Consider the following 20,823-nt stretch of genomic DNA (forward strand, 5'->3'; position numbering starts at 1 on the left):
TTAGCCCTTTAAATTTAATCTGTTATTGTAGCATCACCCATGCGTAAATCAAACAATGTAAGAATCTTGAATCCTTCATCATTTACACCACTAAACCAGATATTTCCATCATCAATACAACCACCCTGCCAGTTGCCCCATAAATCTGAAACTTTCCATGCTGAAAGTGATTTGAAATAGCTGTCATCAAAGCCCGTATTCTTGGCATATTCCACAAACTCTTCCTTATTATTGCAAAGGTTGTTATCCTCTTTAGAACCGATAGGATAAGAAATCATATCGCCAACAGAATCCCAGTCTTTTGCAAGAACTGCATCTACAACCTTCTGTGCATATGCCTCTACCTCAGCATCGCTGGCATCTGTAAATACAGAATACTTTCCTTCTTCGCCACTACCATCGGTAGATGCAGCATCATCCGCTTCTTCAGACACTTCTGCTTCCGCAGCATCTGCCTCATCATCAAAATCAATATCAGTTTCTACACCTGATAGCTCAGCAACAGCTGTTTCACCCTCAGTAGCTGTATCCCCACAAGCAATAGACATAGCGCTAATAGATACGATAGCGCATAATGTTAAAAATTTCTTTTTCATAGCAATTTTCTCCTTAAAAACAATATTACGCTATGTATCATATCACATGCATGGAATTTTCACTACAAAAAGTTAATTTTTTATTTACTATCCTATCTCGTACATCTATCACATGTTCTTACTCTGCAATTTTGAACATAATAACAGCCGGCTACTTAGAAGCTCTTAATCAAAGTGAAGAAAGCACAAAATGACATGTCCTCTTATCGGCGCAAAAAACATATAACAACATGCTTCCAATAATTATTTATATGCATTTTGCGCCTCGTTTAGGATTGAAAAACATATAATTCAACATTAGGCAATCATTCTTATATGCATTTCACTCATTAAACCGAGCGAAAAAGCATATAAGATAATTTTCTCGTCAAACTATTATATGTTGCCCCTAACGCCATCAAGTTCAAAAGCATATAAAAAGAAAAGCGCAATCAACCTTTATATGCCCTATTACTTATATCATACCTCATAATCAAGGCAGCTTCTGATCTTCGTGTAAGGTCTTACCTTGGTATCGGCAACTGCAACATGCTCAGGATGAGTTGCGTAGTTCTTAAGCGCATCCTCATTCTCAAATGTTGAATCAAGCATAAGGTCTGCGTTTGAAGATGCAAGTCCATTGATGTTAACCTTAATCTCAACAATTCCGGGTACCTTACCCTTTAATGCTTCGAGTCCTTCCTTAATTCCCTGCTTCACAGAAACCTTCTCCTCAGCAGAAAGCTCATCCTTAAGTGTCCATAAAATCACATGTTTAACCATTTATTTTATCCTCCTTTATTTCCTCTGCATTCTCTTCCTCATCATCGCTCTTGGATTCGGATGTTTTCTCCCAAAAGCTTGCGACAAAAAAGATTACTCCAAAGACTATCATCTGCAGTACATCATTAAGTGTCCCGATTACATGCTGGTTAAATACCGCAAATACATAAAGCAAGAGAAATAGCACTCCGGTGCCTGCTGCAATTCCTTTAAACATGCCAAGCTTCTCACTGAAGTCCTTCTTGCACTTGGCTCCAAGACATCCTCCGGCAAATATCATTCCACCAAGCACGCTTGGGAATAAGAAGCTGACTATCTTTCCGGCTATATCTTTTCCTTCGGAAAGGAACAATACTGAAAGAATGCCCAGAAAAGCAAGCAAAGCTATTGTTACAACAACCTTCTTACTTTCACCTGTTTTTTCAAGCAGCTTTTCATAACCTATTCCTGCTCCCCAGCATACCAGACAAATGACAATCGGAGCAAGTACAGCACCGATTGTTTTAATCCCAAGCATAAAGAATATTCCCCACATCAATACGCAAAAAACTATCATCAAAGCAATGCCTAAAATCTTCTTTTTTTCCATACTACCTCCATATATATAATGTTCACCCCACAGCACACCTGCATCAGCAGCACACATATGAACTCAAAGCCACATTCCATCGGACTCAACAACACTCCTTATATAATAGCACAAATCAAATAGCCAACTGTTGCTTCAAATCAAATAATATCCCATATTGGAAACAATTTCCTTTGATATAAAAAAATGCCGCAATCGGTAAGCAAAAACAATTACTTAAAGATTGCAGCACTCATTTATTTAAAGTTTTAATTCCGATTCAATTACCAGATTCTGTAATTTCCCGAAAGAGCAAGAAGTGCAAAGAGATACAGACAGTTATCATAGTATCTTCTCTTTCCCTGTCTGAGCGGCTGGTTCCAGAACCATTCAACCCACTTTGATGCGATCTCGAAATCGCTTCCGCTTTCCTTGCTGTAAGGAACAGAAAGTGCGCTCTGGGCCATTGTTGCAAGAAGTCCTACAGGATGAAGAACAGGAAGCTCAAGGCTTGTTCCGTCAATTTCATATACGCATCTCATTGCCTCAATATCCGTTCCGAAGAACTTCATCATCTTAAGAGGAACAGAAAGCTGGCCTTCATCTGTTCCAAACCACTCCGCATCAAGTCCAATATTTGCAGCTGTTCTGTACGCATCGCTAAAGAATCTTCCGTGAATACTTCCGTCCCAAGGCATGGGATCGTTTACAGGAGATCCGTCAAAATTTCCATACTCGGGATTAAGTCCTGTAACAGGATGGCAGGTCTTTACAAGATACTTTCTACTCTCCTTGGCTGCAGTCTGCCAGAACTCCTTATCTTCTTCATAAGCCCACTCTGCGAAAAGCTCATAAAAATGAGGCAGATGATAAGAAGGATCTGAGAAAGGGTGTCCCGGAACAAAAAGGACAAGATGATTGTCTCTGTTCCACATAGGCGCACCGGCTCTGCCGTTCTCACCCTTGTGAACGCAGGCCCTGAGAATCTCTTTTGCCTCTGCTGAATAATTAAAGATTCCCTCTCCGTCGCCCCATCTGTGAGAAGCAAAGAAAAGAGCCATCGCATAGAACTCTTCTCCGTCAGGCGCAGGACCGTTTGAATTTTTGGAACCGTCAACGTTACAGCTCCATGCAAAATAGCCCTCGTTCTCGCCTTCATTCATCCACATATAGGTCTTTGACCACTTCCAAATGCGGTCGAATTCTTCCTTCATATCAAGCTGAACGCACATCATCATGCCATAGGACATACCTTCAGTCCTTGCGTCGTGATTGCCCGTATCCTCGAGATATCCCATATCATCCCCTACAGGATGAAAGATTCTCTCTTCTTCCGATCCGTAGAAAAAGGTATCTACCGCATCCTTGATCTTCTTTTCGATCTCAGCATCGCTTTTTCCGATCTCACTAAAAACATTTCTGTATTTTTTGTCATTATACGCCGCCATAAGAACCCTCCTTATAGTAATAATAGTTCTTATTATAAACAAAAAAGGCAAAAGTGACTTATCATCCTAAATCACTTTTGCCTCAATTTTAAGCATTTACTTTTTTAAATATTTACCTTTGGAAGTGTCGCAAAGCTCTTCTCAAGCTCTTCGTCGGAAGGAATGTAATCCGACATCTCACCATCATTGAATTTCTGATATGCGACCATATCAAAGTAACCTGTTCCTGTAAGGCCAAAGAGAATTGTCTTTTCCTCACCGGTCTCCTTGCACTTAAGAGCTTCATCAATAGCCGCTCTGATAGCGTGGCTGCTCTCGGGAGCGGGAAGAATTCCCTCAACTCTTGCAAACTGCTCTGCTGCCTCGAATACAGCTGTCTGCTCAACGGATCTTGCCTCCATATAGCCATCATGATAGAGCTGTGAAAGAATCGGGCTCATGCCGTGATATCTAAGTCCTCCCGCGTGGTTTGCCGAAGGAATAAAGTTACTTCCAAGTGTGTACATTTTCGCAAGAGGACATACCATTCCCGTATCGCAGAAATCATATGCAAATTTACCTCTTGTAAGGCTCGGACAGCTTGCAGGCTCGATAGCAATGATCTGATAATCTTTTTCACCGCGAAGCTTCTCACCCATAAACGGAGAAATAAGTCCTCCGAGGTTTGATCCGCCACCTGCGCATCCAATGATGATATCGGGAGTTATTCCATACTTATCAAGCGCAGCCTTTGCTTCAAGACCTATTACAGTCTGGTGAAGAAGTACCTGATTGAGTACGCTTCCAAGTACATATCTGTAACCTTCAGTCTTTGTAGCAACTTCTACGGCCTCGGAAATAGCACAGCCAAGTGAACCTGTTGTTCCGGGGTGCTCCGCATTTATCTTTCTTCCGATCTCTGTATCCATTGAAGGAGAAGGTGTTACGCTTGCTCCGTATGTACGCATAACTTCACGTCTGAAAGGCTTCTGCTCATATGAAACCTTAACCATATATACTTTACAATCAATTCCAAGATATGCAGATGCCATGGAAAGAGCTGTTCCCCACTGACCTGCACCGGTCTCTGTTGTAACGCCCTTAAGTCCCTGCTTCTTGGCATAATATGCCTGAACAATTGCAGAATTAAGCTTGTGACTTCCGCTCGTATTATTACCTTCAAATTTGTAATAAATCTTTGCCGGAGTTCCAAGTGCTTTCTCAAGGCAGTAAGCTCTTACCAAAGGAGCGGGCCTGTACATCTTGTAAAAGTTTCGGATTTCATCCGGAATATCTATATAAGCAGTTGTGTCATCAAGTTCCTGCTTAATAAGTTCATCGCAAAAAACAGGACGAAGATCGTCAAAGCTCATCGGCTTCATTGTCGCAGGATTAAGAAGCGGCGCCGGTTTATTCTTCATATCCGCTCTGACGTTATACCACTGTTTTGGAATCTCGTCCTCGCTAAGATAAATTTTATAAGGTATCTTTGTATTTTCGCTCATAAAAAAAGCCCCCTTAACTTTCGCAATTTAGTCCATTAAAGCACAAAAAAGGCTGCAATGTCAACCTCTTGCAGCCTTTATAGGTATCAGTAAATCCTCAGGAACAAAGAGCTTTCCGCAGCCTGTTCCAAGGTCTATATCAGGTTTATTTGCACCATGAAAGTCAGATCCTCCGCTGATAAGAAGATCGTATTTCTTCGCAAGCTCTTTTATCTGTCTCTCATCTCTTAATTCATATGTGGAATAAATAGCTTCTATGCCGACAAGTCCCGCCTCTTTAAGTTTTCCCACAAACGCATCCAGTCTGTCGTCGCCGAATCTGCACAAGATAGGATGGGCAAAAACAGGAACTCCCTTAGCCTTAAGTATGCTCCTTATGGCATCTTCGGGAGTTATCTTCTCTCTTCCGACATAGTACGGGCAATGGTCTCCTATATATCTGTCAAAGACCTCCGCTCTGCTGTTTACGTATCCCCTGTCCACCATGAACTTGGCGTAATGCGCCCTTGTTATCACGGTATCCGGAAACTCTTTGGTAAGCTCCTCATACGAAATGGGAATCCCAGCCTCTTCAGTAAGCTTCTTACACATCTTCTTATTTCTGACAGTTCTTGAATCTATAAAATCTTTCAGTCCGCTTACAAACTCTTTATCATGATTGTCGATATACAATCCCACAATGTGAACTTCTCGTCCTTCACCCTCAGTTGAAAGCTCAACGCCCGGAATAACTTCCAAATCCGGATATTTCGAAGCAGCATACTCTATAGCTTCATCAACACCGTCCACCGTGTCATGATCGGTCAGTGCAATTGCCGCAAGTCCTTTCTCATGCGCTCTGTCTATAAGCTCTTCTACAGAAAAAGTACCGTCTGAATATGTTGAATGTGTATGTAAATCAATCGCTCTCATTTATCTCTCCTGTTATCTATTGTAGGTTCATCATCTAAATATACAGAAAGTTCGACATATCTGACCGACTTACTTCCCGTAAAATAGGCACTTCCAACAATCTCATGAAAAATACGATATCCTCTTTCTTTAATATGCTCCGAAATATATGAGTACTAATCAGGAAATCTTATATAGACTCTTGGACCACATGCAGATAATGTAGCAAGTAATACAATTAATATTGGTATAATACAAAAATTTCTTTTCCCCATCTTCTATGCCAATGTTCTATTTCTGTAGTAAAATCACTGAATCTTTTGCAAATGACTATGCTCGCCGTCATATACCGACTCATATATCTCTACATTCGGCAGATACGCCTTAATAGCTTTACCTACTTCATCTTTATCATAATTGTCATCTTCATAACTAAAAATAATCTGCTCAGCTTTATCGAACTCTGTCAAAAAAGCATACTCCTCATTACTTGGAACATAATCACATCCTAAAATAACAACCGGAACACAAAAATGTATATCATCAGTAGGCTCTAATTCTTCGCCCAAACATTCGCCAATATTTATTGATACGAATTGCATTTTTGAATTACAATTTATTCCTAATTCCGCCGGATAAATATCGTCTTTCGTAAAATTACCAAAAAAAGAATTTATCCATTCGCTTCCATCTATGTTTATAATATCTATTGCTATATCATCAGGAAAATAATCCGGATTCTCCTCAACAAATTTATTATGAGCATTAATTATTTCGCTTAATTCCTTATACCCTTCCAGACCATTATCATAGTTAATTTCTAATTCTATTTTTCCTTTATCCTCTACATATCTCCATACATTTATATTCTCATGCGAAAAAAGCCCTATTTCTTTAACCCATTTTTTGTATGATGAGCCTATATTAAACCTATTTTTATAAAATCTTGGGCCGCATGCTGTCAACGACATAAGTATAGCAAGAAATATAGACGTGAAATAATAATTTTTTTTATTCATTAACAATCCCTCTACTTGATTTTGGTATTCATAACACTGGAAAATGGTTGATTTAAAGGATTTTGGGAAACCACATCAATATATTGATCATAATCAACATAATATTTATTTCCCCAAGATGAAATTTCCACCATTCTTCTCTTATCGCCATTATCATCAAACTCTTCATATAAACCTGTCGCAACAACATAATGGCTTGATGCCCCACCACCTTTTCGCTCTTTTTCAACTGCATTATGAGGATCATGCACATATACTCCATTTTTAGAATCATATTCGTGAAACGGAATACTCTCTTCTCCGAAATCATTAACTGCCCAGATAACAGGAACTCCCTCATTTAGTTGCTTTTTCATGTTTTGATAGTCAGCCTCATAGTCTTTAATATAATCCCAGTTTGAAGAAACTGTAACCCCTTTATCTTCGCACATGGAAGTAATATAAGTAGACATCTGATTAGGCAGTGCTCCGCTAATTGGGCCTTTAATAGCTTGCTTTCTTACTTCTGAATGTGTACCACGACGAGATACAGGTTGATCTTCTGCATTCAAAAAGCCATAAGCTATTTTTTTATAATCTTCATACGAGATTGTAGTCTGACCTGTCAAATATAAGTATTGGTTTACAGATGCTATAACACCGCACCCCATATCGCTAAATCTTTTTCCATTTTCCGGAAAATCTTTTAGCCAAGCTTGATTTCCGCCATATACCGGATCCTTTTTGCCAGGCACTCCTGTAACCGTAATAAACGTATCATTAACTGTACCTATTCTAACCCTTTTTGAATCATCAACGTAAATATGGTCATCATCACTTTTTCCGTCGTACAGTTGTATTTGCATCCCATATACATTGAGATACTTTGGAAGCTTTGAGCTTTTAAAAACAGCAAATGGATTAATATGATTTATTCTTTTTGTATCAACTCCTACCTTCTTCTTTAGAACCTCCTCTACCTGCACATGTATTGCATCCAATATAGAAGCCGTAGTAACTATTTGTCCATGAAGTTCATCCACATCATCTTCAATCCCGCTCTGATTGATTTCGCTGTACATTTCTTCATCGAACTCTTCAAACTTCCTGATGCAGTGATCAATTAATCCGCCTGAACCGTCCAGGTCTTCGTACATCTCGCCCAACATACGATAACTCGGCGGAGTCAGACTTCCATTGATCCTTCTGAACTTATCTGCTATATATCTCGCTTTACATTCTATATCATATCCCGCAACATCAACAACTCTATCGCATCCCTTAAAATGCTTTTTTATATATAGCAAAATATCCGTATCTATCCTCGCCTTAGGGGAAGAATCTACCTTATCCTTAAATTCATTAAGCATATGATAATACATAGAAACCAAACGTCTTTGAACATCGATCTGCTTCATATGAAGCTTATTTTGTCCCGCATCGATAAAGTTCTTGGAAGCTTCAGCCGCTTGTCCTCTGTAAGTATCATTATAGTAATATTTTGCCATTCCGTCTTCAAATGACCGTAAGTCGTCGGTATATCTATCATATGCCCCAACAAAAGACTCTATAAAATTTTCTATTTTTTCTGTGTCCCATGTTTTACTCATTGTTTTTATCCTCTACTGGCTTCTCTTTCCCTTTCGCGTAGTTCATCTTCAAGACGCTCTATCTCTCTTTCGTATTCGCATATCATCTCACGAAGCCTCTCTATTGTTGCATCGATTTGCGATATAAATTCCCGTGTATCGTTTTGGCAAATCTCTGTCCTCACGGTAATATCGTAGCGAGCATCTTCGACATTTTCTTCAAGTTTTCCTCTAAACTGCTCACCGCAGGTTATATCAAAGTTTTTCGCAGGTTCATATGCATCCTCTTGAATTATCCGGTATTTATTATCAATGTACTCTCGTGCTTCTTCAAGCTCAGCAATGCCTTCCTCGCATTCTCTTATTTTCTGATGTAATCTTGATATATCTGAATGAATCCCCATTACTTCTTACCTCCGATCTTTTCGACAGTAAGACTATCGCTGAGGATCTTATCCTGTTCGATCATGCTGTCTCTTAATGTAAGAAGGGCTCTTGGAAGCGAATCTGCGGTTTCATGCTTATATGAACCCTGTGTTTCATAAGGATCTTATTCATTTTTCTGCCCGCTTCAGTCCCCTCCATGACTTTAAGATTACCAAGAGGAGAATCTGATAGTTCACAGCTTGCCGCTGCATTCTGAATATCCGTAACTATCCCCGTGAACACATTTGTGTCTATAAAAACTTCTCTTTCTGCCATTTTTACACCTCATATATATTTCTAATTTTAAAATATTTTTTAATAAAGTATTAACATTTTATCACGCAAAATAACCTAAATCAACGACAAAAAATGGGATCTATTTAGCTACTCTCCATATGCTAATAGGTCCCATTTTTTCTAATATCAAATTATTACGTTTGTATTATCGCACCAAGTATAATATCTGCCAGTCCGTCGTGGTCGTTATCGTAAGTCGTCACGACATCGCTGACTTTTTTGACCGCATCCTTTCCATTCAGCATAGCTACGCCGACACCTGCTGCCTCGAGCATCGAAATATCATTTTCTTCATCTCCCGCAGCATAGGTATTCTCGATAGGAACGCCAAGTATATCCGCAAGCCTCTTTACCGCATTTCCCTTGCCCGCTTCCTTAGGGAATATCTCAAGATAATACGGACTTGAGTACAAAAGAGTGAGTTTATCGCCCACAACCTCATCGAGTGCCTTACGGAAATTCTCCTGTTTCACCTTATCGTGAAGCTCAATCGCTATCATCTTAGGCGGAGGAGATGGCAGTTCTTTTACCACATCATCCGTGATAAGAAGCGGCGTTTTGATAACCCTCCTGTAATAGTCCATACACTCGTCATTCATGGAAGTCACTATATGCGTATCATTGTAGGTATGGCAGTGAATATCAAACTTTTTTGCCATATCCATGATAACGGGCACCAGATCAAGCGGAACGCCCGTCTTATAAACGTATTTTTCCTCATCGACACTGTATATCTCAGTTCCGTTACAACCGCACAAAAAAGAACCCTGAAAGTTAAGTCCCAGTCCGCGATAGACAGCTTTTGCGCTATCTATCGCCCTGCCGGTGTTTATACAAAAATAATTACCGGCATCCGTGAACTTCTTCAGGGCATCCATCGTCCTTGGTGAAATATCTTTTTTAGTTGTAAGAAGAGTGCCGTCTAGGTCAAAGAAAAAAATCTTTCTGTCAGATCTCTTCACTTAATACTCCTTACTCCTTATGCTTCAACGATCAAATATCTTCCGTCACCTATATCAAAAACTTCATTAGCTTCAAGTACATTACTACCTTCAGTGTCAACGCCCGACTCCTCAAAATACTCTTCGACTTCATCAGGACTGTCGACAACAACTGCCATCGAATCCTCCAAAAAAGCTTCCGCTTCTTCCATGTTCTCTGCTACGTCCTCAGGAAAAAGCTGTCCCTGATTCTCCAAAAAACATCTCAATACTGCTTCATCATACTCATGCATAAAAAAACCTCCAATTACAACAAATCTTTCCTTTTCATCTCTGTGTAGAGTCTTGCCACAGGCAAACCTACGACATTGTAATAATCACCCTTAATACCGCTGATATAACGTGCAAACAAGCCTTGAACCCCATAGGCTCCCGCTTTGTCGTCAGGTTCGTTAGTTTTAACATAAGCGTTAATCTCTTCATCAGTCATTTTCACAACATCCACATTAGTTTCTTCGCAGAATGATACGTGATCTTCTTTTCCGTCTTTTCTGAAAAATAAAGTCACCCCTGTGTATACCTGATGTGTGTTGCCCGAAAGCTCCCCGATCATCCTCTTCGCATCATCTTTATCGGCAGGTTTACCGAGCACTTTCTGATTATATGATACGACTGTGTCAGCGCCTATTACAACCACGTCTTCCGTAAAAATTTTATGAAAAATCTCTGAAGCTTTTCGGAACGAAAGCTCCATGACGATTTTATCGGGCTCCTTTGAGTCGGCGATCTCCTCACCTTCCGGTATAAGAATCTCGTAGTCTTCGATCACCTTTCTCAAAAGCTCTTTGCGTCTGGGTGACCCCGATGCCAGTATATATCTCATCTTATTACCTCGTGCTGCTCCTTTACAATAGTACATTTTTCACTTTTTATTAAGTTTTATATCATTTCATATTAGGATTTGTCTCGGGAATAAAGATTCTCGTATTCCTGTTGTTGAGGGTTTTCGCTTCTCCATACGCCTCATCACACAGGATCTTCTGTGAGTTTATTCTCGGTACATCCTCAGAAATAGCAGGTTTTTCGTACTCTCCCTTGTCATTCATTATGTGTGCCTTCTCGGTGTCACGAAGTTCAAGTTCAAGTATGTGCCATGCTTTTTTCTTGAGTTCTTCATTCTCAATAGGGAAAAGAATCTCCACACGCCTCTCAAGGTTTCTCGGCATCCAGTCCGCGCTGCTTGCGTAGATTTCCCTGCTGCCTCCGTTCTCAAAACAGAATATCCTGCTGTGCTCAAGGAAATTACCAACTATGGACCTGACTGTAATATTCTCCGAAACGCCCTTTATTCCCGTCTTAAGGCAGCATATGCCCCTTACTATAAGGTCTATCTTAACTCCCGCACAGCTCGCAAGATAAAGCTCCGCAATGACATCCTTGTGGCATATCGCGTTCATCTTAGCAACAATCCTTGCAGGTTCATTCTTAAGAGCATGCTCTTTTTCCCTTCTGATAAGATCTATGATCCTGTCCTTAAGCCACAAAGGTGCAAGAGAGAGCTTGTTCCATCCAAGCGGCTCCGAATATCCCGAGAGCATATTAAACACAGCGGTCGCATCCTCACCAAATGCAGGTGCACAGGTGAAAAGACCTATATCTGTATATTGTTTTGCCGTCGAATCGTTATAGTTTCCGGTCGCAAGATGGACGTATCTCTTTATACCGTCCTCTTCCTTTCTGACTACAAGCGTTATCTTACAGTGCGTCTTAAGACCGACAAGACCGTATATAACGTGGCATCCCGCTTTCTCAAGCATCTTTGCCCATACAATGTTATTCTCTTCATCAAACCTTGCCTTGAGCTCTACAAGCACGGTAACCTGCTTGCCGTTGTCTGCTGCCTTTGCAAGCGCCGCGATAATAGGCGAGTTACCGCTTACTCTGTAAAGAGTCTGCTTAATGGCAAGAACTCCGGGATCGACTGCTGCCTCTTCGACAAACTTAACGACATTCTCAAATGTCTGATAAGGATGATGCATCAGTATATCGCCCTTACTTATTGCACTGAAAATATCTTTTTCCCCGATGAATTCAGGCACAGCGCTGGGCGGTCTGTATCCGTGTTCCTTCAGATGATCGAACCCTTCCACCTTATAGAGCTTCATCAAAAAAGTTAGATCTAGCGGTCCGTTCACCTTAAATATCTCATTATCATCAACGTCAAGTTCTTCAGCGATAAGCTTTAAGAGTTTCTCATCCATTCCCGTAGAAACCTCAAGTCTTATAGCCTGTCCCCACTGGCGCTTTTTTATCTGCTTCTCGATCTCTTTAAGAAGATCTTCTGCCTCATCTTCATCAATTGAAAGATCGGCGTTTCGTTCAACCCTGTAAGGCGCACTCGCAATGACATCGTAGTTAAGATAGAGCTTATCTACGTTGTGCATTATGAGATTTTCAAGGAAGATATACTTTCCGAATTTATTCTCTTCGTTTCCCGGAATGTGAAAAAGCCTCGGAAGAACGTCAGGCACCTGAACGGTAGCAAAATCAACGTCGTCCTTACCCTCTTTCTTTTTAAGGAGCGCTCCGATATTAAGAGTCTTGTTCCTTATAAGCGGGAACGGCCTCGATGAATCTACCGCCATCGGCGTAAGAACCGGAAATACAACCTCATCAAAATACCTCTCCGCATAAGCAAGCTCTTTTCCCCCAAGCTCACTGATATCGCAGATATTAAACCCGTTCTCTTCAAGAAGGGGCAAAAGACAATCATTATAAACCGCATACTGATTCTCAGTAAAATCATGTAGCTTTTTGAGCACCTCATGAAGCTGCTTTGTTGCAGTCATTCCGGCGATATCCGGCTTTTTGTACTCCGCGTTTATCATGTCCTTCAAAGACGCAACGCGGACCATAAAAAACTCATCCAGATTGCTCGCAGAGATACTCAGAAACTTAACTCTCTCAAGAAGCGGATTCGACTCATCCTCGGCTTCGCAAAGAACCCTTTCGTTAAACTGAATCCAGCTAAGTTCTCTGTTTGTATAATATTTGGAGCTCTCAACATTTACGCTCGTTTTACCCACAGTTTTGTCCTTAGTCATAGCATCCCTCTCATATCTTTCACAGCATCTTCTTCTGCCTTATTACAGGCTTTACTCCGAAAACTTCTTCAAAAAATTCCGCTCTGTTTGTAAAAAGACCTTTTTCAAGCGTTATATCAGCCGCCGTATCAACGTTTATTACAAGTTCCCTCTCCTTGAGCTCGACGGTTACGTCCTTAAACTTCTGCTTATGCGTCCTGTCAAGGCCGTTGGCTACTCTTATTATCGCTGTGAGCTTGGCAATCCTTAAGTAGTCCTCTCTCGAAAGTCCGTCAAAGAACTTGCTCTTATTATTGTAATATTCAAAACTCTCGTGATTAAATCTGACCACATTGGCAACGATGGCTCTCTCTACATGGGAAAGACCGATAATCTCAGTCGACATTATTATGTTGTACGAACAATCTCCCAGATAAACAAGACTTATATACTTGCCGCAGTCATGAAGAATTGTCGCAATCTGCAAAAGAAGCTTCTCCCTCTCACCAAGACCATGAAGTTCCTTGGTACTGTCAAAGATAGTCAGCGCAATCTTCTGTAGCGTCTCTCTTCTTGATCTGCTACCCATGTATCTCTTTGAAATATTCTGGGCGCATGCGATGATATCCTGCTCAAAGTCATGAGGCGATTTTATATAATTCTTATTTTCCGCATATTCGTAAGCTATTCCGTCGCACAGAGTAATTCCGGGCGCCCATAGGTTTTCCGCCTTTGTGACGTCAAGAATACACTTAACAAGAACTCCCGCCACATGGAAAAGAGGCACATTTTCCTCCGGAATATTAAGCTTTTTGGCAACTTCAAGGTCACTCTTTTTATAAGCCTTTTTAAAGAGCTTACGAAACTCTTCCGCTGAAGCATAGCCCTCTCTCTCAGTGCCAAGCCCCATCTTCTGAAGTACGGGAGAAACGTAGTCATCAATGATGATAAGATTCTCGACTTTTTTGTCCTTAAGATGCATCTTACTAAAGACCGAAAGCCTTGAATTGATAAGCTCCGTTACAAGCTCCGCGTACTTAAGTCTCGATGCATGTACCTGTTCCATGGTGGTATGAAGACGAAGAACACCTGTCATTAGATTCTGCGTAACAACAAGTGTATCTTTTTCAAAAAGAGATATCTGTATACTTCCGCCTCCGATATCCGCAATCGCGGTAGGTTTTGAGATTATCTCTTCAAATTGATCGTATTTAAGAGCGATAGACTTATAGTCAATAAAACGCTGTTCAGAATTACTGAGAACATCAATGTGTATGCCGGTCCTGTTCTCTATAAGATCGCGGACTATCGCTATATCCTTGGTCTCTCTGATTGCACTCGTTCCGTAAGCCTGATAATGAGTTACTCCGTACTCCTTCATTATCTTCTTATACTCGGAGAGGATTCGGATCATCTCATCTACGTGATAACTCGATATCCTTCCCGTTGCATAAGTCTCACTTCCGATATCCATGCGGTGGCGCACGTGATCAAGCTCCCTTACGCCCTTTTTCATGGAAAGCTCAAAGATCTTCAGCGATATTTCATATGAACCGACATCAATTGCAGCAAATACTTCACCCGTCATAAGTTAAACCCCTCATAGTTTAATTTAGTATAAAATCAGTAATTACCGAGTATTCTAAGCATTTTTGCTTCCTCGCGAAGTCCGCGAAGAGCATTCTTAACTGCACTGTCTCCAAGATTCCCGTCGAAATCTATAAAGAATCTGTATTCCCAATTTCTGTCCTCGATAGGTCTTGACTCTATCTTGGTCATATTGAGATTGTTGTATATAAAATGTGACATGATGTGATAAAGAGAGCCTGCCTCGTGTGGAATTTCCATGCATATGCTTATCTTTTTCGCATCCTTCAAAAATACTTTCTGGTTTGTAACTATAATAAATCTTGTTGAATTTGAATCAGCCTGATTTATACCCTCTTTGATCACTTCAAGTCCGTAAACCTCTGCCGCTCCGGCACCTGCGATTGCTGCCTGTGATCTATCTTTTTCATCGGCAACTTTCTTAGCCGCAAAGGCATTGTTCTTCATACCGATCTGCTGAATACCGCTGTTGTCCGATAAGAACTTTGCGCTCTGCATAAGAGCCTGAGGATGAGCATAGACCGTCTTGATATCTTCAAGCTTCGCTCCGGGCACGCCCAAAAGACAATGCTTTATCTCTATTATCTGCTCTCCTACAATGTAGTGCTCATACTCCGCAAGAAGATCGTATATCTCGCTCACGATTCCGGCTGTCGAATTTTCAATCGGAAGAACCGCATAGTCAACGCTTCCTTCCTCCAAAAGAGCCATTGCATCCCTGAATGTCTCAACCGCCGTGCTGTTTACGTCTTTTCCAAAGAACTTCTTCATTGCTTCTTCCGAATAAGATCCCGCAGCGCCCTGGAAGCACACTCTTGAGCTCTTTTTATCTATACTGTCTTTTTGTATAAAAGGAAGATTCCCCGAAGCTCCTTTCTCTGAAAGTTTCTGATACTGAAGTTTTCTACTCATAGACATTAGCTGGGAAAAGAGCTCCTCAACGCCAATTCTGTTAAAATCAGAATGTGCTAGCGCCTTAACTGCCTTAAGCTTCTCATCTTCTCTTTGCTTGTCAAAAACTTTTTTTCCTACAGATATTTTATAATCAGCGACCTGTGACGCAACTTCCATTCTCTTTTCAAACAGTTCAACTATCTGCCTGTCTATAACATCAATCTCGCTTCGTAAATCTTTCAGATCCATAAATTTGCGTATTCCTCCAAGTGTTAAATCTAATAGAATTTTAGAACAAATGCTTCTTGATAGCAAGAAATAACACGCCTATAATAATTATAACGGAAACATAAAAAGAGGTGGACAAATGACAAAACGAACTGCGGTTACTTTCGCTATCATTACTCTTATCATAGCATTTGTTGTTGCAGTCCATATCAAGGATCAGCAGATAGCTATGTTCCCATCCGATCATGGCAACCTGGCGGGCAATCTTCATAATTCCGGTCTTGTCTTTGAAATGGACGGCAAGGTCTTTTTTTCCAATCCCGCTGACAGCGATTGTCTTTATTCCATGGATCCCAATGAAAATAATCCCAAAAGACTCACCAGCATGGGAGTCAAATATATAAACGGCGCAAACGGTCTTTTGTATTTCTACATGGACTCTACCAAAAAATCCGGCAATCTTTCAGGTCTTGGATCAGTCACCAATCAGTACGGTATCTACAGGTGCAAGACTAACGGAAGAAATCAGGTATGTCTTTTAAGAGATCTCTGCGGAGAAGTTCAGTTATGCGGAGAATATCTGTATTTCCAGGTTAAGAAAAACAACGGAGGAACTCTTGAAAAGATAAGAGTCGATCAGAAAAACCGCTCTACCGTCGCCAATGAAAAGATATCTCCCGTCTGCTACAACAACGGCACCATCTACTTTACAGGTGTTACCGAGGATCACAACATTCACACCCTGCAGACAACGGCAGGTGATGCGATATCCACCATTATCGAAGGAAATTACTTCTATCCTGTTGTTCAGGGAGATTATATATACTACATGAACGGCGACGACAATTACAGCTTGTGGCGCGCCAATCTTGCAAGCGGAAATTCACAGCCTGTTGTAAGCGACAGAATCGACTGTTTTGCCATGAACGACAACTATATTTACTACGCATTTTCCGATCCGAACGCTCCGTCTCTTAGGAGATGCAACCTTGACGGATCGGACACAGTAGTCTTATATGACGGAATTGTGAATAGTATAAATCTGTCATCCAAATATGTTTATTTTAAGGTTTACGGATTGGATGATGTGATGTATCATATGCCATTGAGCGGATCGTCACCTGCTTCTATTTTTGTAAGTGCTTATTGATCCGTTTGAAATATTTTTTAGTAATCTTTTTGTATTTTATTGAGGAGACGGTATGAATAATATGCGACACATGATGAACCCCCTCGACTTCAGTGTATCTGAATTGGAGGACCTTTTCGATGTAGCTAACGACATTGAGAAAAATATGGAAGCCTACTCTCACAAGTGCGACGGAAAGCTTCTGGCTACATGCTTCTATGAACCAAGTACAAGAACAAGACTTAGTTTTGAAACAGCTATGTTAAGACTCGGAGGCAAGTGCCTCGGTTTTGCAGATGCAAGTAACTCTTCGGCAGCCAAGGGCGAAAGCGTTGCCGATACAATTCGTGTTATCTCTTGTTTCGCAGACATATGCGCCATGCGTCATCCCAAGGAAGGTGCTCCGATGGTAGCAGCTGCCAACTCCGAGATACCTGTTATAAACGCCGGTGACGGCGGCCATCAGCATCCCACACAGACACTTACCGATCTTCTTACAATCAGATCTTTACATGGTAAATTAGGCGATTTCACTATCGGTCTTTGCGGCGACCTTAAATTTGGTCGAACAGTCCACTCTTTGATAAATGCTCTGACAAGATATGAAGGAATTAATTTCATCTTTGTTTCTCCCAAGGAACTTCGTGTTCCCGATTACATAACAGAAATGCTCAACAACAAGGGCATCAAATATGAAGAAGTAATAAAGCTTGAAGAAGTTATGCCAAAGCTTGATTTCCTCTACATGACACGTGTCCAGAAAGAACGTTTCTTCAACGAGGAAGATTATATCAGACTTCGTAATTTCTACATTCTCGATGAAGCCAAGATGACTCTTGCAAAAGAAAAAATGCACATTCTCCATCCTCTTCCGAGAGTAAACGAAATTGCGGTCGAGATTGACAAAGATCCCAGAGCTGCATATTTCAAACAGGTTCAATACGGTCTGTATGTAAGAATGGCGCTTATCCTTACGCTTCTTAATATGACAGACGCGCACATGAATGAAGGATTGCTTAAAAAATTCTAATAAACAGAAAGAGGTCATACATGTTAAATATCGGAAAAATTGAAGAAGGTTTTGTACTTGATCATATCCAGGCCGGAAAAGGCATGCAGATTTATAACCATTTGGGACTCAATAAGCTCGATTCTACGGTTGCCATAATAAAGAATGCCAAGAGTAAGGTTATGGGCAAAAAAGATATCTTAAAGGTTGAATGCGACATCGATACTCTCAACCTCGATATCCTTGCATATATCGATCACAATATCACTGTTAATGTTATCAAGTCCGGCGAGATCATCGAAAAGCGCGCTCTCGTACTTCCCAAGGAGATCACAAACGTTATCCGCTGCCACAATCCCAGATGTATTTCATCTATCGAGCAGGGACTTCCTCAGGTCTTCTATCTCGCTGACGAAAAGAACGAGGTTTACCGTTGCAAATACTGCGACGAGAAGTATACGGAAGGTGATGCTTCCAAGAACTAAGAATTCACTGATTTTTCTATTAAAAAAAGAGTCGCTTGCGGCTCTTTTTTAGATTCAAATGAAAATAATATTTCGATGAAATAATCTTATTAATTCAGATGAAAAGAGCCTTGAGAAATCATCTGTTTCTCAAGGCTTCTACTTCATGGGGTTTGTCTGTTGTATTTGTTTATATTATCAATTTATCAATATCCGAATTCCTGTGCCCAGTACCAGTTTCCGTCTGCTGCCTGGAATACTGCAATACCTACAGTCTTGTATCCGCCATCAAGAATGTTGGCAGCGTGTGTAGGTGAGTTCATCCATGCTGTGTAAACCGCATCAGCTGACTGATACAATTTAGCAAGATTCTCTCCGTACTGAACATTGCTATCTACTGTCCAGAAATCAGATCCGTTAGGTCTTGTGTGTGAAAATGAAGTTGTGATCTCATTAGCTCTAACCTGAGCTGCTGATGTAAGAGCATCGCTCCATACGAGTGCTGAAAGTCCCTGAGCTGCTCTCTGCTGATTCATGAGGTTGAATACACCTGCGCAAGCATCAATAGCTGCCTGGCTTGATGCAGCTGATCCCGCAAGAGCAATTGCACCATCATCGATGTAGACTTCTCCGACGCCCTCGTCTGCTCCTCTTGCTGCAGCACCACCATCAAGTGCCCCCTCTTTGGTAGAACCGCAAGCTACAAAAGTAAAAGCAAGTACACATGAAAACATTACAGCGAAAAGTTTTTTTAAATTTCTCATATCCATCTCTCCTGCATAAGCATAAATATTAGGTACAACATAACCCTCTCATAACCTTAAATATACTTTAAAGCAATTCTTTTTATCGTTCAATATAGTTAATCACATTTTTTGGGTTAAAAATATCTATTATTTCACTTAAATAAGTTGTCCGATGAAATTTTTTTACCTAAATTTCGATACAATTCTTCAAACGCGCACTCCTACTGGATTTATAAAATTCACATTTTCCCCCGTTGATTCGAATGTATGTTCGTTGTATAGTGTTAATGTAATAAAAAAATTCGTTTTTATCTACACTTTATCGTTTAAGAGGGTATGTTTGAACAATATTTCGTACAATTATGACAATTATATATTTCACATCGATGTAAACTCAGCATTTCTCTCATGGTCAGCACTAAAAAAGCTCCGCGAAGAGCCGGGGAGCGTCGATCTAAGGACTATTCCTTCTGCTGTGGGAGGCGACGTCAAGACCCGCCACGGGATTATCACCGCCAAGTCAATCCCTGCAAAGAAATACGGGATTGTCACAGGTGAGCCCGTCATTAAGGCGCTCCAGAAATGTCCTAAACTCGTCCTTGTTCAATCTGACTTTGCGACTTACAGAGAATACTCTCACGCTTTCATCGATATATTAAACAAGTATTCTCCGTGTGTTCAGCAGGTATCCGTCGATGAAGCGTATCTTGATATGACGGGAACGGAATCTGTCTACGCAGATCTTTCCTCACCAGATAAGCCCTTTCCCATCTGTGTTGCCGATAAGATAAAGAACGAGATACGAGACACTCTGGGCTTTACCGTCAATGTCGGGATTTCGAGCAATAAACTCCTTGCAAAGATGGCAAGTGACTTTACCAAGCCCGACAGGATTCACACTCTTTTCCCCGACGAGGTAGAAAAGAAAATGTGGCCGCTTCCCATAGGCGACTTATACGGATGCGGCAAAGCGACCGCCGACAGACTCATGAACATCGGAATCCGAACAATCGGAGATGCCGCAAACTCCGATCCTGTTATGTTAACTCATATACTTGGAGAAAATATCGGAAGCTATATCTATTACAGTGCAAACGGTTACGGAAGCACCGAAGTATCGGGAGAATACGAAGAGGCTAAGAGTTATTCCAATGAAACTACTCTTTCATCGGACCTTACGGCAGATAACTATGATAAAGATATTATTCCCGTTCTGAAACATTTATCCGAGAGCGTATCACGAAGGCTAAGGCGCGATGGTGTTTTTGGCCGCACCGTTACCGTATCGGTTAAGACAACAGATTTTAGGCGTCACTCCTGTCAGATGCAGCTTGAAAATTCGATTGACGATGCAGATAAACTCTTTGTTTATTCCAAAGAGCTTGCAGATAAGATGATGCTCGGAACTGACGGACTGTTTATGAAAGGCGAAAACGTAAGGCTTGTAGGCGTCGGTGTTAGTAAGCTCGACGACGGTTCCTACAGACAGCTCTCACTGTTTGATGTTTCATTTAATAGTAACAACAGCAATAATAAGAACGATGAACGAACCAAGAGACTAAATAAGATGGCTGATGAGATCAATCTTAAATTCGGAAAAGATACTATAAAGAAGGGACGCGTTTGATATTCAATATAAAAGCAGATTTATACAATTTGTTA

Annotated in this window: 21 protein-coding genes; 4 read left to right on the top strand and 17 right to left on the bottom strand. The window is 40.8% G+C overall.

Annotated elements, in window-relative coordinates; translation table 11 throughout:
* Window positions 1-14: 14 nt before the first annotated feature.
* The 16 genes from DL92_RS0103280 to pheA all read right to left on the bottom strand — a co-directional run bounded on the left by DL92_RS0103280 (window position 15) and on the right by pheA (window position 15,834).
* Entirely contained in the window at window positions 15-596 is a 582-nt protein-coding gene (locus DL92_RS0103280) for a hypothetical protein (RefSeq protein WP_026666881.1), read from the bottom strand.
* A 459-nt stretch (window positions 597-1,055) separates the two neighbouring features.
* The gene (locus tag DL92_RS0103285; RefSeq protein WP_026654653.1) at window positions 1,056-1,358 is read right to left on the bottom strand and encodes a Dabb family protein; all 303 of its coding nucleotides are present in this window, start codon (window positions 1,356-1,358) and stop codon (window positions 1,056-1,058) included.
* Window positions 1,351-1,947, bottom strand: coding sequence for a hypothetical protein (locus tag DL92_RS0103290; protein ID WP_026666882.1), 597 nt, complete (start codon window positions 1,945-1,947; stop codon window positions 1,351-1,353). The genes DL92_RS0103285 and DL92_RS0103290 overlap by 8 nt, the downstream gene beginning before the upstream one ends.
* Before the next feature lie 263 nt (window positions 1,948-2,210).
* Window positions 2,211-3,374: a family 8 glycosyl hydrolase gene (locus DL92_RS0103295; protein WP_026666883.1), complete on the bottom strand. Its 1,164-nt coding sequence runs from the start codon at window positions 3,372-3,374 to the stop codon at window positions 2,211-2,213.
* 104 nt (window positions 3,375-3,478) lie between these two features.
* A complete protein-coding gene (locus tag DL92_RS0103300; protein ID WP_026666884.1) occupies window positions 3,479-4,858 on the bottom strand; it encodes a TrpB-like pyridoxal phosphate-dependent enzyme in 1,380 nt (459 codons plus the stop codon).
* Between the two features lie 60 nt (window positions 4,859-4,918).
* Complete coding sequence (locus tag DL92_RS0103305) at window positions 4,919-5,770, bottom strand: PHP domain-containing protein (RefSeq protein ID WP_026666885.1); 852 nt, start codon at window positions 5,768-5,770, stop codon at window positions 4,919-4,921.
* Window positions 5,771-6,057: 287 nt separating this feature from the next.
* Window positions 6,058-6,768 carry a hypothetical protein gene (locus DL92_RS0103310; protein WP_026666886.1) on the bottom strand — a complete coding sequence of 237 codons (711 nt, stop codon included), beginning with the start codon at window positions 6,766-6,768 and terminating at the stop codon, window positions 6,058-6,060.
* Between the two features lie 11 nt (window positions 6,769-6,779).
* Complete coding sequence (locus DL92_RS0103315; RefSeq protein ID WP_026666887.1) at window positions 6,780-8,357, bottom strand: T7SS effector LXG polymorphic toxin; 1,578 nt, start codon at window positions 8,355-8,357, stop codon at window positions 6,780-6,782.
* Window positions 8,358-8,362: 5 nt separating this feature from the next.
* Window positions 8,363-8,740 carry a YwqH-like family protein gene (locus DL92_RS0103320; protein WP_026666888.1) on the bottom strand — a complete coding sequence of 126 codons (378 nt, stop codon included), beginning with the start codon at window positions 8,738-8,740 and terminating at the stop codon, window positions 8,363-8,365.
* Between the two features lie 73 nt (window positions 8,741-8,813).
* On the bottom strand, window positions 8,814-9,038 hold the full coding sequence (locus DL92_RS0103325; RefSeq protein WP_026666889.1) for a hypothetical protein: 225 nt from the start codon (window positions 9,036-9,038) through the stop codon (window positions 8,814-8,816).
* 155 nt (window positions 9,039-9,193) lie between these two features.
* A complete protein-coding gene (locus DL92_RS0103330; protein ID WP_026666890.1) occupies window positions 9,194-10,021 on the bottom strand; it encodes a Cof-type HAD-IIB family hydrolase in 828 nt (275 codons plus the stop codon).
* 17 nt (window positions 10,022-10,038) lie between these two features.
* Window positions 10,039-10,293: a hypothetical protein gene (locus DL92_RS0103335; protein ID WP_026654642.1), complete on the bottom strand. Its 255-nt coding sequence runs from the start codon at window positions 10,291-10,293 to the stop codon at window positions 10,039-10,041.
* Between the two features lie 14 nt (window positions 10,294-10,307).
* Window positions 10,308-10,883, bottom strand: a complete 576-nt coding sequence (locus DL92_RS0103340) for a Maf family protein (protein ID WP_026654641.1) — start codon at window positions 10,881-10,883, stop codon at window positions 10,308-10,310.
* A 61-nt stretch (window positions 10,884-10,944) separates the two neighbouring features.
* Window positions 10,945-13,104 carry an RNA degradosome polyphosphate kinase gene (locus DL92_RS0103345; protein WP_051199072.1) on the bottom strand — a complete coding sequence of 720 codons (2,160 nt, stop codon included), beginning with the start codon at window positions 13,102-13,104 and terminating at the stop codon, window positions 10,945-10,947.
* A gap of 19 nt (window positions 13,105-13,123) precedes the next feature.
* Complete coding sequence (locus DL92_RS0103350; RefSeq protein ID WP_026654639.1) at window positions 13,124-14,671, bottom strand: Ppx/GppA phosphatase family protein; 1,548 nt, start codon at window positions 14,669-14,671, stop codon at window positions 13,124-13,126.
* Window positions 14,672-14,706: 35 nt separating this feature from the next.
* Complete coding sequence (pheA, locus tag DL92_RS0103355; RefSeq protein WP_026666891.1) at window positions 14,707-15,834, bottom strand: prephenate dehydratase; 1,128 nt, start codon at window positions 15,832-15,834, stop codon at window positions 14,707-14,709.
* Window positions 15,835-15,952: 118 nt separating this feature from the next.
* Here pheA and DL92_RS0103360 point away from each other — a divergent pair, with 118 nt between their 5' ends.
* From DL92_RS0103360 to DL92_RS0103370, 3 genes are all read left to right on the top strand, one after another.
* Window positions 15,953-16,963: a DUF5050 domain-containing protein gene (locus DL92_RS0103360; protein ID WP_026666892.1), complete on the top strand. Its 1,011-nt coding sequence runs from the start codon at window positions 15,953-15,955 to the stop codon at window positions 16,961-16,963.
* 61 nt (window positions 16,964-17,024) lie between these two features.
* Window positions 17,025-17,972 (top strand): aspartate carbamoyltransferase, encoded by a 948-nt coding sequence (gene pyrB / locus DL92_RS0103365; protein ID WP_034468384.1) that lies wholly within the window; start codon window positions 17,025-17,027, stop codon window positions 17,970-17,972.
* Between the two features lie 20 nt (window positions 17,973-17,992).
* Window positions 17,993-18,436, top strand: a complete 444-nt coding sequence (locus DL92_RS0103370; protein ID WP_026654634.1) for an aspartate carbamoyltransferase regulatory subunit — start codon at window positions 17,993-17,995, stop codon at window positions 18,434-18,436.
* Between the two features lie 185 nt (window positions 18,437-18,621).
* Here the strand turns inward: DL92_RS0103370 and DL92_RS18075 are convergent, their stop codons facing one another.
* Complete coding sequence (locus DL92_RS18075) at window positions 18,622-19,179, bottom strand: CAP domain-containing protein (protein ID WP_051199071.1); 558 nt, start codon at window positions 19,177-19,179, stop codon at window positions 18,622-18,624.
* Window positions 19,180-19,501: 322 nt separating this feature from the next.
* Here DL92_RS18075 and DL92_RS0103380 point away from each other — a divergent pair, with 322 nt between their 5' ends.
* Window positions 19,502-20,788 (top strand): DNA polymerase Y family protein, encoded by a 1,287-nt coding sequence (locus tag DL92_RS0103380; RefSeq protein ID WP_026666894.1) that lies wholly within the window; start codon window positions 19,502-19,504, stop codon window positions 20,786-20,788.
* Window positions 20,789-20,823 lie beyond the last annotated feature (35 nt).

The sequence above is a fragment of the Butyrivibrio sp. AE2005 genome, from assembly GCF_000686965.1.
GTDB lineage: Bacteria > Bacillota > Clostridia > Lachnospirales > Lachnospiraceae > Butyrivibrio > Butyrivibrio hungatei_A.

What these genes read in the sequence shown, in the direction of transcription:
- DL92_RS0103285 (WP_026654653.1), bottom strand. Translation starts at nt 1,358, where the DNA reads ATGGTTAAACATGTGATTTTATGGACACTTAAGGATGAGCTTTCTGCT.
- DL92_RS0103340 (WP_026654641.1), bottom strand. Translation starts at nt 10,883, where the DNA reads ATGAGATATATACTGGCATCGGGGTCACCCAGACGCAAAGAGCTTTTG.
- DL92_RS0103345 (WP_051199072.1), bottom strand. Translation starts at nt 13,104, where the DNA reads ATGACTAAGGACAAAACTGTGGGTAAAACGAGCGTAAATGTTGAGAGC.
- DL92_RS0103315 (WP_026666887.1), bottom strand. Translation starts at nt 8,357, where the DNA reads ATGAGTAAAACATGGGACACAGAAAAAATAGAAAATTTTATAGAGTCT.
- DL92_RS0103335 (WP_026654642.1), bottom strand. Translation starts at nt 10,293, where the DNA reads ATGCATGAGTATGATGAAGCAGTATTGAGATGTTTTTTGGAGAATCAG.
- DL92_RS18075 (WP_051199071.1), bottom strand. Translation starts at nt 19,179, where the DNA reads ATGAGAAATTTAAAAAAACTTTTCGCTGTAATGTTTTCATGTGTACTT.
- DL92_RS0103300 (WP_026666884.1), bottom strand. Translation starts at nt 4,858, where the DNA reads ATGAGCGAAAATACAAAGATACCTTATAAAATTTATCTTAGCGAGGAC.
- DL92_RS0103370 (WP_026654634.1), top strand. Translation starts at nt 17,993, where the DNA reads ATGTTAAATATCGGAAAAATTGAAGAAGGTTTTGTACTTGATCATATC.
- DL92_RS0103295 (WP_026666883.1), bottom strand. Translation starts at nt 3,374, where the DNA reads ATGGCGGCGTATAATGACAAAAAATACAGAAATGTTTTTAGTGAGATC.
- pheA (WP_026666891.1), bottom strand. Translation starts at nt 15,834, where the DNA reads ATGGATCTGAAAGATTTACGAAGCGAGATTGATGTTATAGACAGGCAG.
- DL92_RS0103350 (WP_026654639.1), bottom strand. Translation starts at nt 14,671, where the DNA reads ATGACGGGTGAAGTATTTGCTGCAATTGATGTCGGTTCATATGAAATA.
- DL92_RS0103290 (WP_026666882.1), bottom strand. Translation starts at nt 1,947, where the DNA reads ATGGAAAAAAAGAAGATTTTAGGCATTGCTTTGATGATAGTTTTTTGC.
- DL92_RS0103280 (WP_026666881.1), bottom strand. Translation starts at nt 596, where the DNA reads ATGAAAAAGAAATTTTTAACATTATGCGCTATCGTATCTATTAGCGCT.
- DL92_RS0103325 (WP_026666889.1), bottom strand. Translation starts at nt 9,038, where the DNA reads ATGGCAGAAAGAGAAGTTTTTATAGACACAAATGTGTTCACGGGGATA.
- DL92_RS0103305 (WP_026666885.1), bottom strand. Translation starts at nt 5,770, where the DNA reads ATGAGAGCGATTGATTTACATACACATTCAACATATTCAGACGGTACT.
- pyrB (WP_034468384.1), top strand. Translation starts at nt 17,025, where the DNA reads ATGCGACACATGATGAACCCCCTCGACTTCAGTGTATCTGAATTGGAG.
- DL92_RS0103360 (WP_026666892.1), top strand. Translation starts at nt 15,953, where the DNA reads ATGACAAAACGAACTGCGGTTACTTTCGCTATCATTACTCTTATCATA.
- DL92_RS0103320 (WP_026666888.1), bottom strand. Translation starts at nt 8,740, where the DNA reads ATGGGGATTCATTCAGATATATCAAGATTACATCAGAAAATAAGAGAA.
- DL92_RS0103310 (WP_026666886.1), bottom strand. Translation starts at nt 6,768, where the DNA reads ATGAATAAAAAAAATTATTATTTCACGTCTATATTTCTTGCTATACTT.